Below are 17,870 nucleotides of genomic sequence, written 5' to 3'. Positions count from 1 at the left end.
ACAGACTACTCGTCCCCTGCCCTTCAAAAGGTAGTACCAAACCACTGTGGGGACGCCAACGTTTTGCCGGGGCCGGTTCTCCCGGTGAGTATGTCGACCGATCCAGTGCTGCTCGATATCACCGACGAGGTCGCCACCGTCACGCTGAACCGCCCGGACGTCCGCAACGCGCTCGCGGAGGACACCGCACTGGCCCTCACGGAGGTCTTCGAGGCGGTCGAGGAGAGCGACGCGCGCTGTGTCGTCGTCGAGGGTGCCGGCGAGGCGTTCTGTGCAGGCGGCGACATCGAGGCGATGATCGAGGGCGTCGCGGGTGACCACCCCGTCGCCGAGCGGATCGAACTCGTCGTCTCGGCGATCAACGGCGCGATCCGGGCCGTCCACGACTGCCGGCTCCCCGTCGTCGCGGCCATCGACGGCCCGGCCTACGGCGCCGGCGCTGGCCTCGCACTGGCCTGTGACATCCAGCTCGCCAATCCCGACGCGAAGATCGGCTTCGGCTTCCGCCGGGTCGGCCTGGCTATCGACTCCGGCGTCTCGTACTTCCTGCCGCGTATCGTCGGGCCGAACAAGGCCAAGGAACTGGTGTTCACGGGCGAACTGCTGGACGCGGATGCCGCCCGTGAACTGGGCGTGTTCACGCGACTGTTCGAGGCCGACTCCTTCGAGGAGGGGGTCGACAACATCGTCGCGGACATCGCAGCAGGCCCGACGGTCGCGCTGACCCAGGCAAAGCGGTTGCTCGACCGCGGTACCGAGGTGTCGCTCGAACAGGCACTCGACCGCGAAGCGACCGCGCAGGGGATCGCGTTCACCACGGACGACCACGCCGAGGGTGCGACCGCGTTCATGGAACAGCGGGACCCGGAGTTCGAGGGTCGCTGAACGGCAGCGAGTGCTTTCGTCAACCCTTATATCTTACCGGGTTGACGAGACGCGTATGAGCGACGACACGTTCCGTCTCGGCGTCGACCGCGAGGACCGGTCGTTCAGGTACTACCGCAACGCGGTCGAACGTCACTGGGACCCCGCGGCGATCGACCTCGCGGGTGACGTCGACCCACTGATCGACGCCCATCCGAAGACCTTCGAGAACTTCCGCGCGACCGTCGCCAAGTTCGGCGCCGGCGAGCGGGCAGTGACCGAAGATCTGGCGCCGCTCGCGGTGGTCCTCGACGACGCCGAAGCGCAGGCGTATCTCACCACACAGTTGTACGAGGAAGCACGCCACCTGGATTTCTTCGACCGATACTGGACCGAGGTCGTCACTCCCGTCGAGGACGCCCGCGGCGTCGAGCGGACGGCCCCCGACGAGGACCGCTGGATCAACGACGCCTACGACGAACTGCTCGCGCGGACCGACGAGGCGATGCATCGGCTCCTGGACGAGGATACCCCAGAGAACCGCGCCATCGCACTCTGTCACTACCACCTGACCATCGAAGGCATCCTCGCACAGACCGCCTACTGGGGCCTCCAGCAGAGCTTCGGCGAAGCCGAACCCGACCTGCCGACGCTGCCGGGTTTCTCGACGGGCATCGAGCAGATTCGACACGACGAGGGCCGTCACGTCGGCTTCGGGATGGCACAGCTCAAGGAACTCGTCGCGGAGGGACTGGACCCCCAACTCCTCCACGACACCGTCACCGAACTGCTCCCGCTGGTCCAGCGGACGACGACCGACGGCATCTCCGCCAGTGGAAGTAGCGACACGCCCGGCCCGTCGGCAGCGGACCTCCAGACCTACGCCGCGGAGAAACACACGGAGCGCATGGGACAGATCACCGACGAGACAGCGGATCTGCCGGACGTCGAGACGCTGGTCGCACTCGAACCGTGAGCGAAACTGTCACAACCCTCCGTCCACCAGGGAGAGTATGACGTCCGATATGCCCGACTGGGAGTTCAAGGAACGCGACGTCTATATCCTGCGGGAACTCGCAGCCGACCCACAACGTTCGTCGCGGGAGCTGGCCGATATTCTGGAGGAAGACTACGATATCAGTGTCTCACACGTCACCGTCAGCGAGTCCATCAGGAAGATGCGCGACGAGGGCGTCTTCCGGGAGGCGATCGTCCCCAACGAGTCGCTGTTCAACTTCGCGCTCTTCGAGTTCAAGTTCAATCCCGAGAACTTCGCGGACGCCTGGCACGACGCCATGGTCTACATCCGTGACGACCGGCACACGCTCTTCTATTTCCTCTCTGATGGGACCTACCAGTGGAAGTCGGTGATGATGTTCCCGAGTCGCCAGGCCGAATCGAAGTGGATCCACGAGTTCTACAAACAACACGGCGACGTCGTCCAGAACGTCCGCAACTCCGTCATCCACAACGTCCTGAAGTTCCAGACGGACCCGGAGCTATTCACTGATCTAACAGACGAGTGAACCGCCTCGGGGTCAAGCCCCGAGGCACTCGGCCTGCTCCGCCTGTAGAACTGCAGAAGAGAGAGAGAGAGAGCAGCAACGGACCCTCTACAGTTTCCGCTCGGCGTCCTCGGCCAGTTCCTTCATGCGCTTGCCGACGCGGCCGGCATCGGAGAACTCGTCCTCGCTCATCGCCGTCGCCAGGGCGTTGCCCAGCACGAACACGGCGTGTTTGTGCTCGCTCTTGGACTTGTGGACGTCAGACGGCCGCACGTCGAGTTCCTCGTACTGGTCGAAGAGGCTCGGGTCGACCGAGTCCATCTCGTCGCGGAAGTACTGCATGATGGTGACCATCTGCTCGTGGAGCTCCAGAAGTTCGTCTTTGTGCATCGTTGTCTCCTCTATGCGACGGGACCCGTATAAGAATTACTTGGGAAGAGCTGACAGAGTGTCACGTCCGCGCGTCAGAAGACGTACTCGTCGTCGTGCCCCATCATCCCGTCCTCTTCGAAGCCCGGTTCCTCCTCGTCGTCCTGTGGCCCGGACGTCTTGTACGCTTTCAACCCAGTCGAGAGCAGGTCTTCGATGGCCTCCTCGCGGTTGAGGAACTCACCCTGATCGACGAGTTGAGCGATCTGCATCTCCAGATGCTCCGGGATCGTTATCTCTACCTTTGGCATCGCTCTGTAGGGTGGTTCGAGCAAGCTGTATTTAAACCTGACGGGGGTTTGTTCCGGAATCGTCCACAGTCGGTGCCGGAACCACAACTATTGTTTTCGGTAACGAGTCGCAAGTTATCGAAACCGGTAGCTCCGTCGTGACGACGGCAGGTCCGGGCTGACGGGGTTTGTCCGGCCGGACGGATGGGGTATAGTTAGGCTCAAAGGTGCGGAACCCTAACTGCTGGTCGATGGAACCACTGCGTGGTGAGGAAGTGACGGTCGGCGAGACGATAGTCGCCACCCGCGGACGTCCCGTCGACCACGCGCCGGTGCGAGCGTTCCTCGAGACGGAGACGCGCCCTCGGTTCGCGTGGGCGACGGGGACCGAAACTATCGCAGCCAGGGACGCGGCCGCCACCATCGCCGCCGAGGGGAGTTCACGGTTCAGGGACGTGCGAGCAGCGTCGGAGTCGCTGTTCGAGGGCTGTACGGTCCCCGACGCACTCCCGAGCGCGGCGCGTCCGCGGCTGTTCGGGGGCTTTGCCTTCCACGACGGCGAGCACGAGGGTGCGGACTCGCCCTGGGAGGGCTTTCCTGGCGCCGGCTTCTTTCTGCCGGCGGTCCAGCTGACCGTCCGCGACGACGACGCCTGGCTGACCGTCGCGGCGACGGGTCCGAACGCCCACGAGCGTGCCGACGAGCGGCTCGACGAGTGGCAGTCGAAACTCGCCGCGATGGCCGACGGCGAGCGTTCGGGTCCACCCGGAATCACGGGCCGCGAACGGACCCCGTCCCAGACAGCGTGGCGGGACCAGGTCGGTGCGGCGATCGAGAAGGTCGACCGTGGCGATCTCCAGAAAGTCGTCCTCGCACAGGCTCTCGACGTGTCGCTCCGGCGTGCGCTGTCGGTTCCCGACGCACTCGCCCGGCTCGCGGAGACGTATCCGGACTGCTACCGGTTCATGTTCTCGCCACCGGACGCGGGCACCTTCTTCGGCGCGACCCCGGAACGGCTCGTCTCGCTCCGCGGGCGGACCGTCCGGACCGAGGCCCTGGCGGGCTCGACCGGTCGGGGAGACACCCCGGCCGAGGACGAGTGGCTCGCAAAGGAACTCCTAGAGAGCGAGAAGGACTGCCACGAGCACGAACTGGTGGCCGGCGCCATCCGCGATCAGCTTGCGCCGTTCGCGACGGCGATCCGGACCGGCGACCGGACCGTGCGACGGCTGGCGACGGTCCAGCATCTCCGGACCTCGATCACGGCCGAACTCGACGCCGACGAGCACGTGCTGGACCTGGTCGAGGCGCTGCATCCGACGCCCGCGGTCGGTGGCCTCCCGCCGGATGCCGCGCTCCGGACGATCCGCGAGACCGAGGCGTTCGACCGCGGCTGGTACGCCGCACCGATCGGCTGGGTCGACGGGCGGGGTAACGGGACCTTCGCCGTCGGCATCCGCTCGGCGGTCGCGCGCGCCCGAACGGCGACGCTGTTCGCCGGAGCGGGTATCGTTTCGGACAGCGACCCCGACCGCGAGTGGGACGAGGTTCAGCTGAAGTACCGGCCGATGCTCGACGAACTGGAATGAGCTACCCGAACGTCAACACGCTCTGGGCGGAGACGCTCGTCGCGGAACTGGTCGCGAGCGGCGTCGACGCAGTCTGTATCTCACCGGGGAGCCGGTCGACTCCGCTGACGGTCGCGTTCGCCCAGCATCCCGACGTGACCGTCTTCTCGCACCTCGACGAGCGGTCCTCGGCGTTCTTCGCACTGGGTCGTGCCCGGCGGACGGGCCAGCCCACGCCGCTCGTCTGTACCTCGGGCACCGCCGCGGCGAACTTCCACCCCGCAGTGATCGAGGCGAACCAGGCCGGCGTCCCGATGCTGGTCCTGACCGCCGACCGGCCGCCGGAACTCATCGACAGTGGCGCCAACCAGACCGTCGACCAGGAGAAACTGTACGGCGACGCTGTTCGCTGGTACCGGGACATGCCCGAACCCGAGGCCGAACCCCGGAAGGTCCGGATGCTCCGGACGACGGCGGCGCGGGCGCTGTCGGCCGCGACAGGGGCCGACCCCGGTCCGGTCCACCTCAACTGCCGATTCCGCAAGCCCCTGGAACCGATCCCCGCCGAGGCCGGTGACCCGGCTACAGTCCCCGAGGACTGGGCGGACGGGGACGTGGCGGCCGCGGGCCGAGACGGCCCGTTCGTCAGGACGGGCGAGGGCGTGTCGACGCTGGAGGCCGGCGAGCAGCAGCGACTCGTCGCGGCCATCGGCGCCGCCGACCGTGGACTACTCGTCGCGGGCCCGGCCCACGACGGGCTCTCGGCCGACGCGCTGGCAGCCCTGGCCGACGCGACCGGCTTCCCGGTACTGGCCGACCCGCTCTCGAACCTACGGTTCGGCCCGCACGTCGACCGGACCGGGCCACCGGTCTGTGGGGGCTACGACGCCTATCTCGGGAGCGACGAAGCCGACAGGTGGCCGGACCCGGACGTCGTGCTCCGCTTCGGTGCCTCACCGACATCGAAGCCCCTGCGCCACTACCTCCGGGACGCCGACTGTCGACAGTTCGTCGTCGACCCGTCCGGCGACTGGACGGAGGCCGAGTTCACGGCGACGGACCTGCTCGTCGCCGACGAGGACGTGACGGCGCGGGCGGTGGCCGAAGCGGTCGACGGCGCTGGACCGGTAAACGGCTGGACCGAACGGTTCGCCGCCGCCGAGGAGACCCACTGGGCTGCAGTCGAGGACGCACTCGGCGACCGCTACTGGGAGGGTGGCGTCCTCGCCGACGTCACGGCGTCGGCCCCGGACCCGGCGACGGTGTTCGTCTCCAACAGCATGCCGGTTCGCGACATCGACCGATTCGGGAAGCCCCGAACCGCCGACCTGACCGTGCTTGGGAACCGGGGTGCGAGCGGTATCGACGGTATCACCTCGACGGCACTCGGGGCTGGCAGTGCGACCGAGGACCCGCTGGTCCTGGTGACCGGCGACGTAGCCTACTACCACGACATGAATGGGTTGCTGGCACTTGGGCGGTGTGGCGTCGACGCGACCATCGTCCTCGTGAACAACGACGGTGGCGGCATCTTCCACATGCTCCCCATCGCCGACCACGAGACCTTCGAGTCGCAGTTCCGAACGCCCCACGGGCTGGACTTCGCGCCGACGAGCGACCTCTACGATCTCTCGTTCGAACGCGCTCACGAGAGGGCGGCGTTCGTCGCGGCCTTCGAGGAATCGGTCGCGTCGACGGGGACGCAGGTCGTCGAGGTCCCCTTCGACGCGGCGGCGAGTCACGAGGTCCGGGACGACCTCGAACGGACCGTCGCCGACCGACTCGGCTGAGTCGTAGTGATCGGCGGCGGTCAGAATCAGGCGTCGTCGGGCGCTTCGAACTCCACGAGCGTCAGGTCCCGGTCGAGCATACAGAAGTCGTGGGGCGGGTCGCCGACGATAGCGTCGATGCGGTACTCCTCGTCGAACTCCGCGCCCGCGGGCTCACAGTAGCGGTGGCTCGGGCACTCGGTGTGGGGACAGGGGCCGGCCAGCTGGGCCGCGCTCCCTGCGTAGGCCCCTTTCGTCGGGACGTTAGCCGTGACCGGTGCCGGTTCGACCTCGACGGCACGGACGCCCTCCTCGTGCATCGCACAGTCGAGTGTCTGGCCGCTCTTGCGGACGTCGGTGACGCGGTACCGGCGGCCGGTCGTGAGATTGAGACACTGGTTCCGGTAGGGACAGCCCTCACAGCCGCTGGCTTCACCGTGGTAGACGAACTCCTCGCCGACAGCCGCCAGGCGAGTGCCGACGAGCGTGACCGTAGTCATAGCCGTCCGTTGGCTGCCGGGAGAGTTAAACGTCAGGCTCGGCCGGTCCGCTCGTCGAGTTCGTCGAGGTACTCCTCGCGGGGAATCTGGTAGAGAGAGCGATAGTCGACGTCACCGGCGGCGAAGCGGTTCGCCAGGTCGACGGCGCCCGCCAGCGCACCCTCCCGGTCGTCGTAGACGTCGGCGTCCCGTTCGACCTCCGGTTCGAGATAGAGCGTGACGTACCAGGACTCGCCGGCCCGCTGAGCACCCGGCCGGCGTGTCCGCTTCCCACGGGTGAGATAGATCGTCGGGAGACAGGGTGCGGGGAAGTCGTGACTGTCGAAGACGTCGGGCCGGTAGGCGAGTATCACCTTCTCGTCGGTCTCGTTCCACACCGTCCAGTCGTCGTCGAGGTCCGCGAGGTCCATGGGAAGAGATTCGCCGCAGCGACCAATAATCCAGTGATTCCGGGAATGGTATATAAATGGAGAGTGCGAGGTATGTCGTATGGTAACATTACTTCGGGCTGCTGTCTCCGTGTTAGGGCTGAAAACCGGGTGAAAAGATGCGGTGTTTTATGGGTTACGGAGGCAACCTTTTAAGTCTGGAGTTCTCATACAATAAATAGTATCGGAAACAGTCACACACTGTCAACCGTTCTCAGACTGGGTGGAGTCGTCCCTGCTGCTTCCCCCGTCAACCAAGACATGGCATGGTTCAACGACCGGCCCACGTCCGTGGGTCAGGCGACATCTGTTCGCACGCGCGCCGAGCGTGGCGGACTGTCTGTTACCGAGACATTACTGCGGGCCCTGCCCGCGGCGTCTGGTGGTACTGATCGACACATGCTGCCGCGAGACGAATCCACTGTGATAGCATGAGCAAGAACAAAGAGACACTAGAAGCGTTGAGCAAGGAGTACCGGGACACGATACCAGCCGACCTCAGGAAGTCACGGTCGTTCGACTGGTACCTCGAACAGCTGTACGACGAGCCCCGGATCGCCCGGAACGCCCACCAGCGGGTCGCGGACATGTTCGACTATTACGGGACCGAGTACGACGAGGAAGCCGGCGTCGTCGAGTACGAACTCGCCAGCCAGGACCCCCTGAACGACGGCGAGAATACGTTCTATGGGCGGGTCATCCACGAGGCGATCCACGAGTTCGTCAACAAGGTCAAGTCCGGCGCCCGCGGGCTGGGTCCACAGAAGCGTATCAAGCTCCTGCTGGGCCCGGTCGGCTCGGGCAAGTCCGACTTCGACCGCCAACTCCGTCGGTACTTCGAGGACTACACCCGCCGCGACGACGGCCGGATGTACACGTTCCGGTGGACCAACCTCTGTGACGTCGTCGACGACCAGGACCCGGCCGACGATATCGTCCGGTCCCCGATGAACCAGGACCCGCTCGTCTTGCTCCCCCAGGAGCAACGCGACCGGGTCATCGAGGACATCAACGGGGAACTGGACGCCCCATACACCATCCGCAACGAGCAGGCACTCGATCCGGCCAGCGAGTTCTACATGGACGAACTGCTGGCCTACTACGACGACGACCTCCAGCGGGTCCTGGAGGACCACGTCGAGATCATCCGGTTCGTCGCCGACGAGAACCGCCGGCGCGGGATCGAGACCTTCGAGCCCAAGGACAAGAAGAACCAGGACGAGACCGAACTCACCGGCGACGTCAACTACTCGAAGATCGCTATCTACGGGGAGAGCGACCCACGAGCGTTCGACTACTCCGGGGCGTTCTGTAACGCCAACCGCGGTATCTTCTCCGGCGAAGAGCTACTGAAACTCCAGCGGGAGTTCCTCTACGACTTCCTGCACGCGAGCCAGGAGCAGACGATCAAACCCAAGAACAACCCCCGGATCGACATCGACCAGGTCATCGTCGGCCGGACGAACATGCCCGAGTACCGGGACAAGAAGGGCGACGAGAAGATGGAGGCGTTCAACGACCGCACCAAGCGTATCGACTTCCCGTACGTCCTCCAGTACGAGGAGGAGTCGCGGATCTACCGGAAGATGCTGCGCAACGCCGACCTCCCGGACATCCAGGTCGAACCCCACACCCTGGAGATGGCCGGCCTCTTCGGCGTGCTGACCCGCATCGAGGAGCCCGACACCTCCTCGATCGACCTCGTCCAGAAGGCCAAGGCCTACAACGGCGAGATCGACGAGGCCGACGACATCGACGTCAAGAAGCTCCGCGAGGAGGCCGAGAAGACCGCCGACATCGGCGAGGGGATGGACGGCGTCTCCCCGCGGTTCATCGGCGACGAGATCGCCGAGGCGATCATGGACTCGATGCACCGGGACCGCCAGTTCCTCTCGCCGCTGACGACGTTCAACCACTTAGAGGAGAACCTGGAGAACCACGGCTCCATCGCGGCCGAGAACTTCGAGGAGTACTACCGCTACCTCGAACTCGTCCGCGAGGAGTACAAGGAGCGGGCCATCGAGGACGTCCGCCACGCACTGGCCTACGACATGGACGAGATCCAGCGCCAGGGCGAGAAGTACATGGATCACGTCATGGCCTACATCGACGACGACACCGTCGAGGACGAACTCACCGGTCGCCAGCAGGAACCCGACGAGCAGTTCCTGCGCTCGGTCGAGGAGAAACTCAACCTCCCCGAGGACCGCAAGGACGACTTCCGCCAGGAGGTCTCGAACTGGGTCTCCCGACGCGCACGCGAGGGTGACACGTTCCACCCGCAGGACAACGACCGTCTGCGCCGCGCCCTGGAACGGAAACTCTGGGAGGACAAGAAACACAACATCAACTTCTCGGCGCTCGTGTCGTCGGGGGAGATGGACGACGACGACCGCAACCAGTGGATCGACGCCCTCATCGAGCAGGGCTACTCCGAGGCCGGCGCCAAGGAGGTCCTGGAGTTCGCCGGCGCCGAGGTCGCAAAGAGCGAAATGGAGGAGTGATGACAGGCGAGGAGTACATCGGCCGGGCGGACGACTCGCTGGATCGGGCCTACGAGGCGCCGATGGGGCTCGCAGAGTACGTCGACCAGATCCTCGAATCGCCGGAGCTGGCCGCCCACGCCTCGAAGTACCTGCTCGACGCCATCGAGGCAGCCGGGACACGGACCGTCATCGAGGAGGGCGAGGAGAAGGAGCGGTATCGCTTCTTCGACGACCCCCACAACGACGGCGAGCACGCCATCCTGGGCAACACCGACGTACTCAACGCCTTCGTCGACGACCTGCGGTCGATCGCCGCTGGACGCGGCAAGGACGAGAAGATCATCTGGCTGGAGGGGCCGACTGCCACCGGGAAGTCCGAACTCAAGCGCTGTCTCATCAACGGCCTGCGCGAGTACTCCAAGACACCCACCGGTCGGCGATACACCTTAGAGTGGAACGTCGCCGGCGCCGGTGGGTCTGACTCGGCGCTGACCTACGGCGATCAGCCCATCGAGGACGAGGACGACTGGTACGAGAGCCCCGTCCAGATCCACCCGCTGACGGTGTTCCCCGACGACGTCCGGCAGGATCTGCTGACGGCGCTGAACGAGACCCTCGACGATCACATCCCCATCCGCGTCGACGGCGATCTGGACCCGTTCTCGCGTGAGGCCTACGACTACCTCGAAGAGCAGTACCGGCGCACCGGGACGAAAGACCTGTTCTCGGCGGTGACCGGGCCGGACCACCTCCGGGTCAAGAACTTCGTGGTCGACGTGGGCCACGGCATCGGCGTCCTCCACTCCGAGGACGAGGGGACACCGAAAGAACGGCTCGTCGGGTCGTGGATGCACGGGATGCTCCGCGAACTGGATTCACGGGGCCGGAAGAACCCCCAGGCGTTCAGCTACGACGGCGTCCTCTCGCAGGGCAACGGCCTGCTGACGGTCGTCGAGGACGCTGGCCAGCACGCCGACCTGCTCCAGAAACTGCTGAACGTCCCCGACGAGAGCCACGTCAAACTGGACAAGGGCATCGGGATGGACATCGACACGCAACTGATCATCATCTCGAACCCGGATCTGGAGGCCCAACTGAATCAGCACGCCGACCGCGAGGGCCAGGACCCGCTGAAGGCGCTGAAGCGGCGACTGGACAAACACGAGTTCACGTACCTGACGAACCTCTCGCTGGAGGCACAACTGCTCCGGCGTGAACTGACCGACGAGACGAGCGTCTGGGACCCGGACTCCTGGGAGGAACTGGAACAGTGGATCCAGGAGCCCCTCTCGATCTCGGTCCGGGACGAACTCGCGACGGCCACGGAGAAGGAACTGGCACCCCATACCATCGAGGCGGCGGCGCTGTACGCCGTCGTCTCGCGGCTCGACGAACGGTCGGTCCCCAACGGACTGGACCTGGTCGACAAGGCACTGTTGTTCGACCGGGGCTACCTGATGGAGGGCGACGACCGGGTCGACATCGACGACTACGACATGGCGACGACGGCGCGTGACGGCGACCACGGCATCCCCGTGACCTACGTTCGCGACGTCGTCGCGGACCTGCTCCACGAGACACAGGACCGCCACCACCCGGACCTCCCCGTCGAGAACGTCATCATGCCGCGTGACGTGCTCAACGCGGTCGCCGAGGGGATGCGCGAGGCGCCCGTCTTCTCGGCCAACGAGGCCAGCGAGTACGAGGAACGGGTCGTCACCGTCAAGAACCACGTCTTCGGCCAGCAGGAACAGGACGTGCTGGACGCGATGATGCGGGACAAGCGCGTCGACGAGGCGACCGTCGAGGCCTACATCGAGCAGGTCTACGCCTGGGAGTCCGACGAGCAGATCGTCAACGACCGCGGCGAGTACGTCGATCCCGACCCCCTGGAGATGAAGGTCTTCGAGATCGAGCATCTGGGCCGGTTCGACGAGGACAACTACGACGGCAACGAGCCCGACGAGGCCGTCGAGACGTTCCGCACCGACAAGATCATCACGGCGCTGAACCGCCACGCGTGGCAGCGCCGCGACGAGGAGTTCCAGGTCGGCGACGTCTCCCCGACCGAGATCCCGGTCATCAAGACCGTCCTCGGCCGCCACGACTGGGACGACGTCCGGCGGACCTACGAGGACTTCGACCCCCGGCAGTGGGACTCCCCGCCGTCGGGGACCGAGACGGCCCGGCTCAAAGAGAAGACCGTCCGGAACATGGTCGAGATGCACGACTACAGCGAGGCCTCTGCCGAACTGACCAGCCGGCACGTCATGAACCAGGTGAGCTACAGATGGGACTGAGAGACGACCTCGAACGGTACCGTGAAGTGGGCGAGGAGCGCCGCCAGGATCTCTCGGAGTTCATCCAGTACGGCGACCTGGGCCAGTCAAGGGACGACGAGGTCCGTATCCCGATCAAGATCGTCGACCTGCCGAGCTTCGAGTACGACCAGCGCGACAAGGGCGGCGTCGGCCAGGGCGAAGGCGCCCAGCCCGGCGACCCGGTCGGCCAGCCACAGCCCCAGCCCGGCGACGGCGACGAGGACGGCGACCCCGGCGAGGAGGGCGGCGAGCACGAGTACTACGAGATGGACCCCGAGGAGTTCGCCCAGGAACTCGACGAGCAACTCGGCCTCGACCTCGAACCGAAGGGCAAGAAGGTCGTCGAGGAGACGGAGGGCGACTTCACCGACATGACCCGGACCGGCCCGTCCTCGACGCTGGACTTCGAGCGGCTGTTCAAGAAGGGGCTCAAGCGCAAGCTGGCGATGGAGTTCGACGAGGACTACGTCCGCGAGGCCCTCAAGATCGAGGGGTGGGGGCCACAGACCGTCTTCGAGTGGGCCCGGGAGCACAACATCCCGGTCTCGAAGGCCTGGATCGAGGACGCCTACGACGAACTCGCAAGCGACGAGAAGAGCGAGTGGGCCTCTATCGAGGAGATGGAAGCGAACGTCGAGCAGGTCACAACCGCCCAGCGCATCCGTCGGGACGGCGTCGACGAGGTACCCTTCCGCCGGGAGGACGAGCGCTACCGCTACCCCGAGATCATCGAGGAACGCGAGAAGAACGTCGTCGTGGTCAACATCCGCGACGTGTCGGGATCGATGCGCCAGAAGAAGCGCGAACTCGTCGAGCGGACGTTCACGCCGCTGGACTGGTACCTCCAGGGCAAGTACGACAACGCCGAGTTCGTCTACATCGCCCACGACGCCGACGCCTGGCAGGTCGACCGTGACGAGTTCTTCGGCATCCGCTCTGGCGGCGGGACCCGCATCTCCAGCGCGTACGAACTGGCCGCCGCGGTTCTCGAAGAGGAGTACCCCTGGAGCGAGTGGAACCGCTACGTCTTCGCCGCCGGCGACAGCGAGAACTCCAGCAACGACACCGAGGAGAAGGTGATCCCGCTGATGGAGGATATCCCCGCGAACCTCCACGCCTACGTGGAGACCCAGCCCAGCGGCAACGCGATCAACGCCACCCACGCCGAGGAGGTCGAACGGAGCTTCCGCGACGCCGACAACGTCGCGGTCGCGTACGTCTCCTCGCCGGAGGACGTGGTCGACGCGATCTACGAGATACTCAGCACGGAGGACGACGAATGAGCACCGACGACAGAATCACCAAGCAGCGTATCGCCGCCGACCTCGAACGACACGTCGAGGAGGCGAGCAACCTGGCAGAGAAGCTCGGGCTCTCGCCGTACCCGGTCAACTACTGGGTCGTCGACTACGACGAGATGAACGAACTGATCGCCTACGGCGGGTTCCAGCGTCGCTACCCACACTGGCGCTGGGGGATGCAGTACGACCGCCAGCAGAAACAGACCCAGTTCCTCGGCGGGAAGGCCTTCGAGATCGTCAACAACGACGACCCCGCCCACGCCTTCCTCCAGGAGTCCAACACCCTGGCCGACCAGAAGGCGGTCATCACCCACGTCGAGGCCCACGCGGACTTCTTCGCCAACAACGAGTGGTTCCGGATGTTCGCCGACGGCACCAGTTCCCGCGGCGAGGACGGCGAGCGCCGGGTCCGCAGCCCCGAGGCCGCGGAGATGCTCTCCCGGCACGCCGAAACCATCCGGGAGTACATGCAGGACCCGGAGATCGAGCGGGCCGACGTCGAGCGGTTCATCGACCACGTCCTCTGTCTGGAGGACAACATCGACCAGCACGAACCGTACGCACCCGTCGACACGACTCCCGAGGAGTTCGAGGACCTGGCGGGCGTCGAGGTCGCCGATCAGCTGGACGAACTGGACCTCTCGGACGAGGTCAAACGGCAGGTGTTCGACGAGGAGTGGCTCGAAGCCCAGGGCGAGGACGACGACAGGGTCTCGTTCCCCGCCGAACCCGAGAAGGACATCCTGGGGTTCCTGCGCAAACACGGGAACCGCTACGACGAGGACGCCGAGAAGGCCGCCGAGTTCACCGACTGGCAGCGTGACCTGCTGGAACTGCTCCGCCGTGAGGCCTACTACTTCGCCCCCCAGAAGATGACGAAGGTGATGAACGAGGGGTGGGCGAGCTACTGGGAGTCGGTGATGATGACCGACGAGAACTTCGCCGGCGACGACGAGTTCGTCCTCTACGCCGATCACATGTCGAAGGTGCTCGGGTCGGGCGGGCTCAACCCCTACAGCCTCGGCCTGGCCATCTGGAAGTACGTCGAGAACACCGAGAACCGCCGGGAGGTCGTCGAACGGTTGCTCCGTACCGATGGCGTCACCTGGCGGAACTTCCACGACGTCGTGGACTTCAGTGCGGTCCAGGAACAGCTCGAACCGCCCGAGTGGCTGACAGACGTTCCGGGTCACCTCGACGACCTCGACCCCGAGGACCCGCGCGTCGACGCCGACAGACTGGCTGCGGCACGCGAAGGTGAGTTCGACGTCGAGCAGTACCCCTGGAAGGTGCTGACCTACGAAGGGCTGTGTGAACGACACTACTCGCTGATCAGGCCACAGAACCGCGGGTTCCTCGCCCAGGTCGGCCAGGAGGAACTGGAACGGGTCTCCCGGTATCTCTTCGAGCAGGACCGCTACGAGGGCGTCGCCGACGCACTGGCAGCTGTCGATTACACCCGGGGCTGGGAGCGCATGCGTGAGATCCGCGAGTCCCACAACGACGTGACGTTCCTCGATGCGTTCCTCACCCAGGAGTTCGTCGACAACAACGACTACTTCACCTACGAGTACACCCACGCCTCTGGGGACTACCGGGTGACCTCGACCGACCACGAGGACGTCAAGAAGAAGTTGATGTTGCAGTTCACCAACTTCGGCAAGCCGACCATCGTCGTCGAGGACGGCAACTACCGCAACCGCAACGAACTGCTGTTGGCCCACCAGTACAACGGCGTCATGCTGGACATCCAGCAGGCCGGCGACGTGCTCGAACGGGTCTTCGAACTGTGGGGCCACCCCGTGAACCTCCTGACCATCGTCAAGGAGTTCGACGACCACGACGTCGAGGTGGCCAAACGCCGAGACCGCGAACCGGAACCGGAACCGGTCGGCAAGCGGATCCGCTACGACGGCGAGGAGGTCACCGTCGAGACCACCGACTGGGCCGAGGTCGAGCATCTCACCGCGACGGATATCGACTACGACACCAAACCGGACGAGTGGCTGGCCTGACCAGTCACACCGCAGTTTCTGACAGGAAGATACACACTGGAGCGGTGCGAACCCCCTGGTATGGGACGCGCACGGTTCACCGTCGAGACCGAAGAGCGGTCGACAGTGACCGACATCACCGAACAGGTCGCCGCGGAGCTACCGCCGGAGGCCGACGGCACCTGCACCGTCTTCGTCAGACACACGACGGTCGGCGTGACCGTCAACGAAGCCGAGTCACGGTTGCTCGGTGATCTGGCCGACGCACTGACCGAACTGGTCGACGACGAGGGGTGGGAGCACGACGCGCTCGACGGCAACGCTGACTCGCACGTCCGAGCGATGCTCGTCGGTCCCGACGTGACGGTCCCGGTCACCGAGGGATCGCTGGATCTGGGGACCTGGCAGTCGATCCTCCTCGTCGAGTGTGACGGGCCGCGAGAACGGGCGGTCGACGTGCGGTACTGACGACGCCGATCGGTCTCAGTCGTTGTAGGAGTCGCCGTAGATATCCCGCAGTTTCTCCTCGAACTCCGTGCGAATGTTGCGGCGCTTCTTCTTCATCGAGGGCGTAAGTAGGTCGTTCTCGGCCGTCCACTCCAGTGGGACCAGTTCGAACCGCTTGATGCGCTCGATCTTCTCCAGTTCGGCATTCGCCTCGTCGACGGCCACCTGGACCCACTCACGGACGCGGTCGTCCGCACACCGCTCGTAGGGGTCCTCGGGGAGGTCGATCCCCTCCGCGTCGGCCCACCGCTCCAGTTCCTCGAAGTTGGGGACGATCAGCGCGCCGATGAACTTCTGGTCGTCGCCGACGACCATCACCTGATCGACGCGGTCGCTCGTCGCGAACATGTCCTCGATGGGCTGTGGGGCGACGTTCTTCCCGGTCGAGAGGACGAGGATCTCCTTGATCCGGTCGTGATAGATCAGGTAGTCGTCGTGGGTCTGCTCGACGATGTCGCCCGTCTTGAACCACCGCTTGCCGTCGATCTCGGTGAACGCGCGCTCGCTGGCGCCCGGTTGGTTCCAGTAGCCGTTCGTGACATTCGGCCCGCGGACGAGCAGTTCCCCGAGTTCCCCGGCGACGTCGTCGAACTGGTCGGCGTCGACGACGTGGGTGTCCAGTCGGACGTCGACGTCGGAGACCGGGACACCGAGCGTCCCCGGCCGGATGTCCTCGGGGGGGTTGGTGGTGATGACCGGCGACGTCTCGGTGAGGCCGTACCCCTCCAATATCGTCAGGTCCATGCCGACGAACGTCTCACAGAGCGTCTTCGAGAGGCTCCCGCCGCCGCTGACCATGAACTCGATGTTGCCGCCGAGTTTCTCCTTGACAGTGCTGTAGACGAGGGTGTCCGCGAGGCTGTGCTTCGCATTCAGGATCGTTCCTGGGTCCTCGGTACGTGCGTACTCGCGGGCGACATCGACCGCCCAGTTGAAGATTCGCTGTTTGATCGGCGACTCGCTGGCCTGTTCGCGCATCCGGTCGAAGATACGTTCGTAGACGCGTGGGACGCTAGCACCGGTCGTTGGCTGTATCAACTGGATGTCGTCGGCCAGCGTATCGGGGTTCTCGACGTAGCCGACCGTCGCGCCGGAGGCGAACATGAAGAAGTGGCCGGCGAGGCGCTCGAAGACGTGTGCCAGCGGGAGGAACGAGACAGAAGTCGAGTTGGCACCGATCGCCGGCACGTCTGGGTGTTTGTCCGGCCTGGGTGCGAGTCGTTTGCGGGACTGATTGACGTTCGAGCGGAAGTTTCGGTGTGTGAGCTGGACGCCTTTCGGCTGGCCGGTCGTCCCGGAGGTGTAGATGAGACTCGCCAGATCCTCCGGGTCGCGTTCGTCGAGCCACGAGCGGTACTCTGTCTCGTCGAAGCCCTCGGCACCACGATCGTGGATCTCCGCGAGCGTGTAGACGTCATCGCGATCGCTCTCGTATTCGTCGATCAAAATAATACCTTCGAGGGTGAGATCGTCCTCGACCGCCAGGACGTTCTCCAGAAGGTCCTCGTTCTCCACGACGACGAACTCGGCACCGGGGTCGTCCAGCAGGTAGCGGACCTGTTTCGGTGAGGACTCCGTGTAGACGGTCGTGACCACGCCGCCGGCAGAGAGGATGGCGAAGTCCGAGAGCGCCCACTCCATCCGTGCCGAGGATAAAATCCCGACCCGAGTATCCGACTCGACGCCGATGTCGCGGAACCCGGCCGCGAGGTGTTTGACGACCTCGTGCATCCGATCGAATCCGAGTCCCGCGTACTCACCGTCGGGTGCCGGTGGGATGACGTCGCTCGTCAGTGACCGGTCGTAGACACCACCCTTGTACAGCTGTGCGTCGTCTCCGGCGTTTCGCTCGGCGGTCGCGGCGAACATCTCACCCAGTGTGTCGTCAGCGATAACCTCGTCCGTATACTGGGCTTCGGCCGCCCGCCAACCCGCCGTCGACTCTGACCCTACCATGCCCCGCAATTC

At 65.2% G+C, this 17,870-nt stretch carries 15 protein-coding genes; 10 read left to right on the top strand and 5 right to left on the bottom strand.

What is annotated here, in order from left to right:
- Positions 1 to 90 precede the first annotated feature (90 nt).
- Genes Hhyl2_RS04090 through Hhyl2_RS04080 form a run of 3 tightly spaced genes read left to right on the top strand, consistent with a single transcriptional unit; the run spans position 91 to position 2,390 of the window.
- The gene (locus Hhyl2_RS04090; protein ID WP_483549456.1) at positions 91 to 885 is read left to right on the top strand and encodes an enoyl-CoA hydratase/isomerase family protein; all 795 of its coding nucleotides are present in this window, start codon (positions 91 to 93) and stop codon (positions 883 to 885) included.
- A gap of 55 nt (positions 886 to 940) precedes the next feature.
- Positions 941 to 1,840 (top strand): ferritin family protein, encoded by a 900-nt coding sequence (locus Hhyl2_RS04085; protein ID WP_483549455.1) that lies wholly within the window; start codon positions 941 to 943, stop codon positions 1,838 to 1,840.
- 37 nt (positions 1,841 to 1,877) lie between these two features.
- On the top strand, positions 1,878 to 2,390 hold the full coding sequence (locus Hhyl2_RS04080; RefSeq protein ID WP_483549454.1) for a winged helix-turn-helix domain-containing protein: 513 nt from the start codon (positions 1,878 to 1,880) through the stop codon (positions 2,388 to 2,390).
- An 87-nt stretch (positions 2,391 to 2,477) separates the two neighbouring features.
- On the opposite strand, the gene Hhyl2_RS04075 is transcribed toward Hhyl2_RS04080, so the two are convergent.
- Positions 2,478 to 2,759: a UPF0058 family protein gene (locus Hhyl2_RS04075; protein ID WP_483549453.1), complete on the bottom strand. Its 282-nt coding sequence runs from the start codon at positions 2,757 to 2,759 to the stop codon at positions 2,478 to 2,480.
- 74 nt (positions 2,760 to 2,833) lie between these two features.
- On the bottom strand, positions 2,834 to 3,049 hold the full coding sequence (locus tag Hhyl2_RS04070) for a ribbon-helix-helix domain-containing protein (RefSeq protein ID WP_483549452.1): 216 nt from the start codon (positions 3,047 to 3,049) through the stop codon (positions 2,834 to 2,836).
- Positions 3,050 to 3,279: 230 nt separating this feature from the next.
- On the opposite strand from Hhyl2_RS04070, the gene Hhyl2_RS04065 reads away from it, so the two are divergent.
- Together Hhyl2_RS04065 and menD are read left to right on the top strand one after the other, a co-directional pair.
- Positions 3,280 to 4,617, top strand: a complete 1,338-nt coding sequence (locus tag Hhyl2_RS04065) for an isochorismate synthase (protein ID WP_483549451.1) — start codon at positions 3,280 to 3,282, stop codon at positions 4,615 to 4,617.
- Positions 4,614 to 6,386, top strand: a complete 1,773-nt coding sequence (gene menD, locus Hhyl2_RS04060; RefSeq protein WP_483549450.1) for a 2-succinyl-5-enolpyruvyl-6-hydroxy-3-cyclohexene-1-carboxylic-acid synthase — start codon at positions 4,614 to 4,616, stop codon at positions 6,384 to 6,386. Before Hhyl2_RS04065 ends, menD begins: the two co-directional genes overlap by 4 nt.
- Positions 6,387 to 6,412: 26 nt before the next feature.
- Here the strand turns inward: menD and Hhyl2_RS04055 are convergent, their stop codons facing one another.
- Positions 6,413 to 6,865, bottom strand: coding sequence for a UPF0179 family protein (locus tag Hhyl2_RS04055; protein ID WP_483549449.1), 453 nt, complete (start codon positions 6,863 to 6,865; stop codon positions 6,413 to 6,415).
- Between the two features lie 32 nt (positions 6,866 to 6,897).
- Positions 6,898 to 7,275 (bottom strand): DUF5820 family protein, encoded by a 378-nt coding sequence (locus Hhyl2_RS04050; RefSeq protein ID WP_483549448.1) that lies wholly within the window; start codon positions 7,273 to 7,275, stop codon positions 6,898 to 6,900.
- Between the two features lie 449 nt (positions 7,276 to 7,724).
- On the opposite strand from Hhyl2_RS04050, the gene Hhyl2_RS04045 reads away from it, so the two are divergent.
- From Hhyl2_RS04045 to Hhyl2_RS04025, 5 genes are read left to right on the top strand one after another with little or no spacing between them, the layout of a single operon-like run.
- Positions 7,725 to 9,797, top strand: a complete 2,073-nt coding sequence (locus Hhyl2_RS04045) for a PrkA family serine protein kinase (protein ID WP_483549447.1) — start codon at positions 7,725 to 7,727, stop codon at positions 9,795 to 9,797.
- Positions 9,797 to 12,079 carry a PrkA family serine protein kinase gene (locus tag Hhyl2_RS04040; RefSeq protein ID WP_483549446.1) on the top strand — a complete coding sequence of 761 codons (2,283 nt, stop codon included), beginning with the start codon at positions 9,797 to 9,799 and terminating at the stop codon, positions 12,077 to 12,079. Before Hhyl2_RS04045 ends, Hhyl2_RS04040 begins: the two co-directional genes overlap by 1 nt.
- The gene (locus Hhyl2_RS04035) at positions 12,070 to 13,383 is read left to right on the top strand and encodes a YeaH/YhbH family protein (protein ID WP_483549445.1); all 1,314 of its coding nucleotides are present in this window, start codon (positions 12,070 to 12,072) and stop codon (positions 13,381 to 13,383) included. Before Hhyl2_RS04040 ends, Hhyl2_RS04035 begins: the two co-directional genes overlap by 10 nt.
- Positions 13,380 to 15,416, top strand: a complete 2,037-nt coding sequence (locus Hhyl2_RS04030; RefSeq protein WP_483549444.1) for a SpoVR family protein — start codon at positions 13,380 to 13,382, stop codon at positions 15,414 to 15,416. Before Hhyl2_RS04035 ends, Hhyl2_RS04030 begins: the two co-directional genes overlap by 4 nt.
- 60 nt (positions 15,417 to 15,476) lie before the next feature.
- A complete protein-coding gene (locus Hhyl2_RS04025) occupies positions 15,477 to 15,863 on the top strand; it encodes a secondary thiamine-phosphate synthase enzyme YjbQ (protein WP_483549443.1) in 387 nt (128 codons plus the stop codon).
- Positions 15,864 to 15,878: 15 nt separating this feature from the next.
- Here the strand turns inward: Hhyl2_RS04025 and Hhyl2_RS04020 are convergent, their stop codons facing one another.
- Positions 15,879 to 17,858 carry an AMP-dependent synthetase/ligase gene (locus Hhyl2_RS04020; protein WP_483549442.1) on the bottom strand — a complete coding sequence of 660 codons (1,980 nt, stop codon included), beginning with the start codon at positions 17,856 to 17,858 and terminating at the stop codon, positions 15,879 to 15,881.
- Between the last annotated feature and the right edge of the window lie 12 nt (positions 17,859 to 17,870).

The sequence above is a fragment of the Haloarcula sp. H-hyl2 genome, from assembly GCF_056934385.1.
This window is presented reverse-complemented; position numbering and strand designations above follow the sequence as displayed.

Coding starts and splice junctions, on each gene's coding strand:
- Hhyl2_RS04025 (WP_483549443.1), top strand. CDS start 15,477: ATGGGACGCGCACGGTTCACCGTCGAGACCGAAGAGCGGTCGACAGTG.
- Hhyl2_RS04065 (WP_483549451.1), top strand. CDS start 3,280: ATGGAACCACTGCGTGGTGAGGAAGTGACGGTCGGCGAGACGATAGTC.
- Hhyl2_RS04050 (WP_483549448.1), bottom strand. CDS start 7,275: ATGGACCTCGCGGACCTCGACGACGACTGGACGGTGTGGAACGAGACC.
- Hhyl2_RS04075 (WP_483549453.1), bottom strand. CDS start 2,759: ATGCACAAAGACGAACTTCTGGAGCTCCACGAGCAGATGGTCACCATC.
- Hhyl2_RS04080 (WP_483549454.1), top strand. CDS start 1,878: ATGACGTCCGATATGCCCGACTGGGAGTTCAAGGAACGCGACGTCTAT.
- Hhyl2_RS04040 (WP_483549446.1), top strand. CDS start 9,797: ATGACAGGCGAGGAGTACATCGGCCGGGCGGACGACTCGCTGGATCGG.
- menD (WP_483549450.1), top strand. CDS start 4,614: ATGAGCTACCCGAACGTCAACACGCTCTGGGCGGAGACGCTCGTCGCG.
- Hhyl2_RS04030 (WP_483549444.1), top strand. CDS start 13,380: ATGAGCACCGACGACAGAATCACCAAGCAGCGTATCGCCGCCGACCTC.
- Hhyl2_RS04085 (WP_483549455.1), top strand. CDS start 941: ATGAGCGACGACACGTTCCGTCTCGGCGTCGACCGCGAGGACCGGTCG.
- Hhyl2_RS04055 (WP_483549449.1), bottom strand. CDS start 6,865: ATGACTACGGTCACGCTCGTCGGCACTCGCCTGGCGGCTGTCGGCGAG.
- Hhyl2_RS04045 (WP_483549447.1), top strand. CDS start 7,725: ATGAGCAAGAACAAAGAGACACTAGAAGCGTTGAGCAAGGAGTACCGG.
- Hhyl2_RS04070 (WP_483549452.1), bottom strand. CDS start 3,049: ATGCCAAAGGTAGAGATAACGATCCCGGAGCATCTGGAGATGCAGATC.
- Hhyl2_RS04090 (WP_483549456.1), top strand. CDS start 91: ATGTCGACCGATCCAGTGCTGCTCGATATCACCGACGAGGTCGCCACC.
- Hhyl2_RS04035 (WP_483549445.1), top strand. CDS start 12,070: ATGGGACTGAGAGACGACCTCGAACGGTACCGTGAAGTGGGCGAGGAG.
- Hhyl2_RS04020 (WP_483549442.1), bottom strand. CDS start 17,858: ATGGTAGGGTCAGAGTCGACGGCGGGTTGGCGGGCGGCCGAAGCCCAG.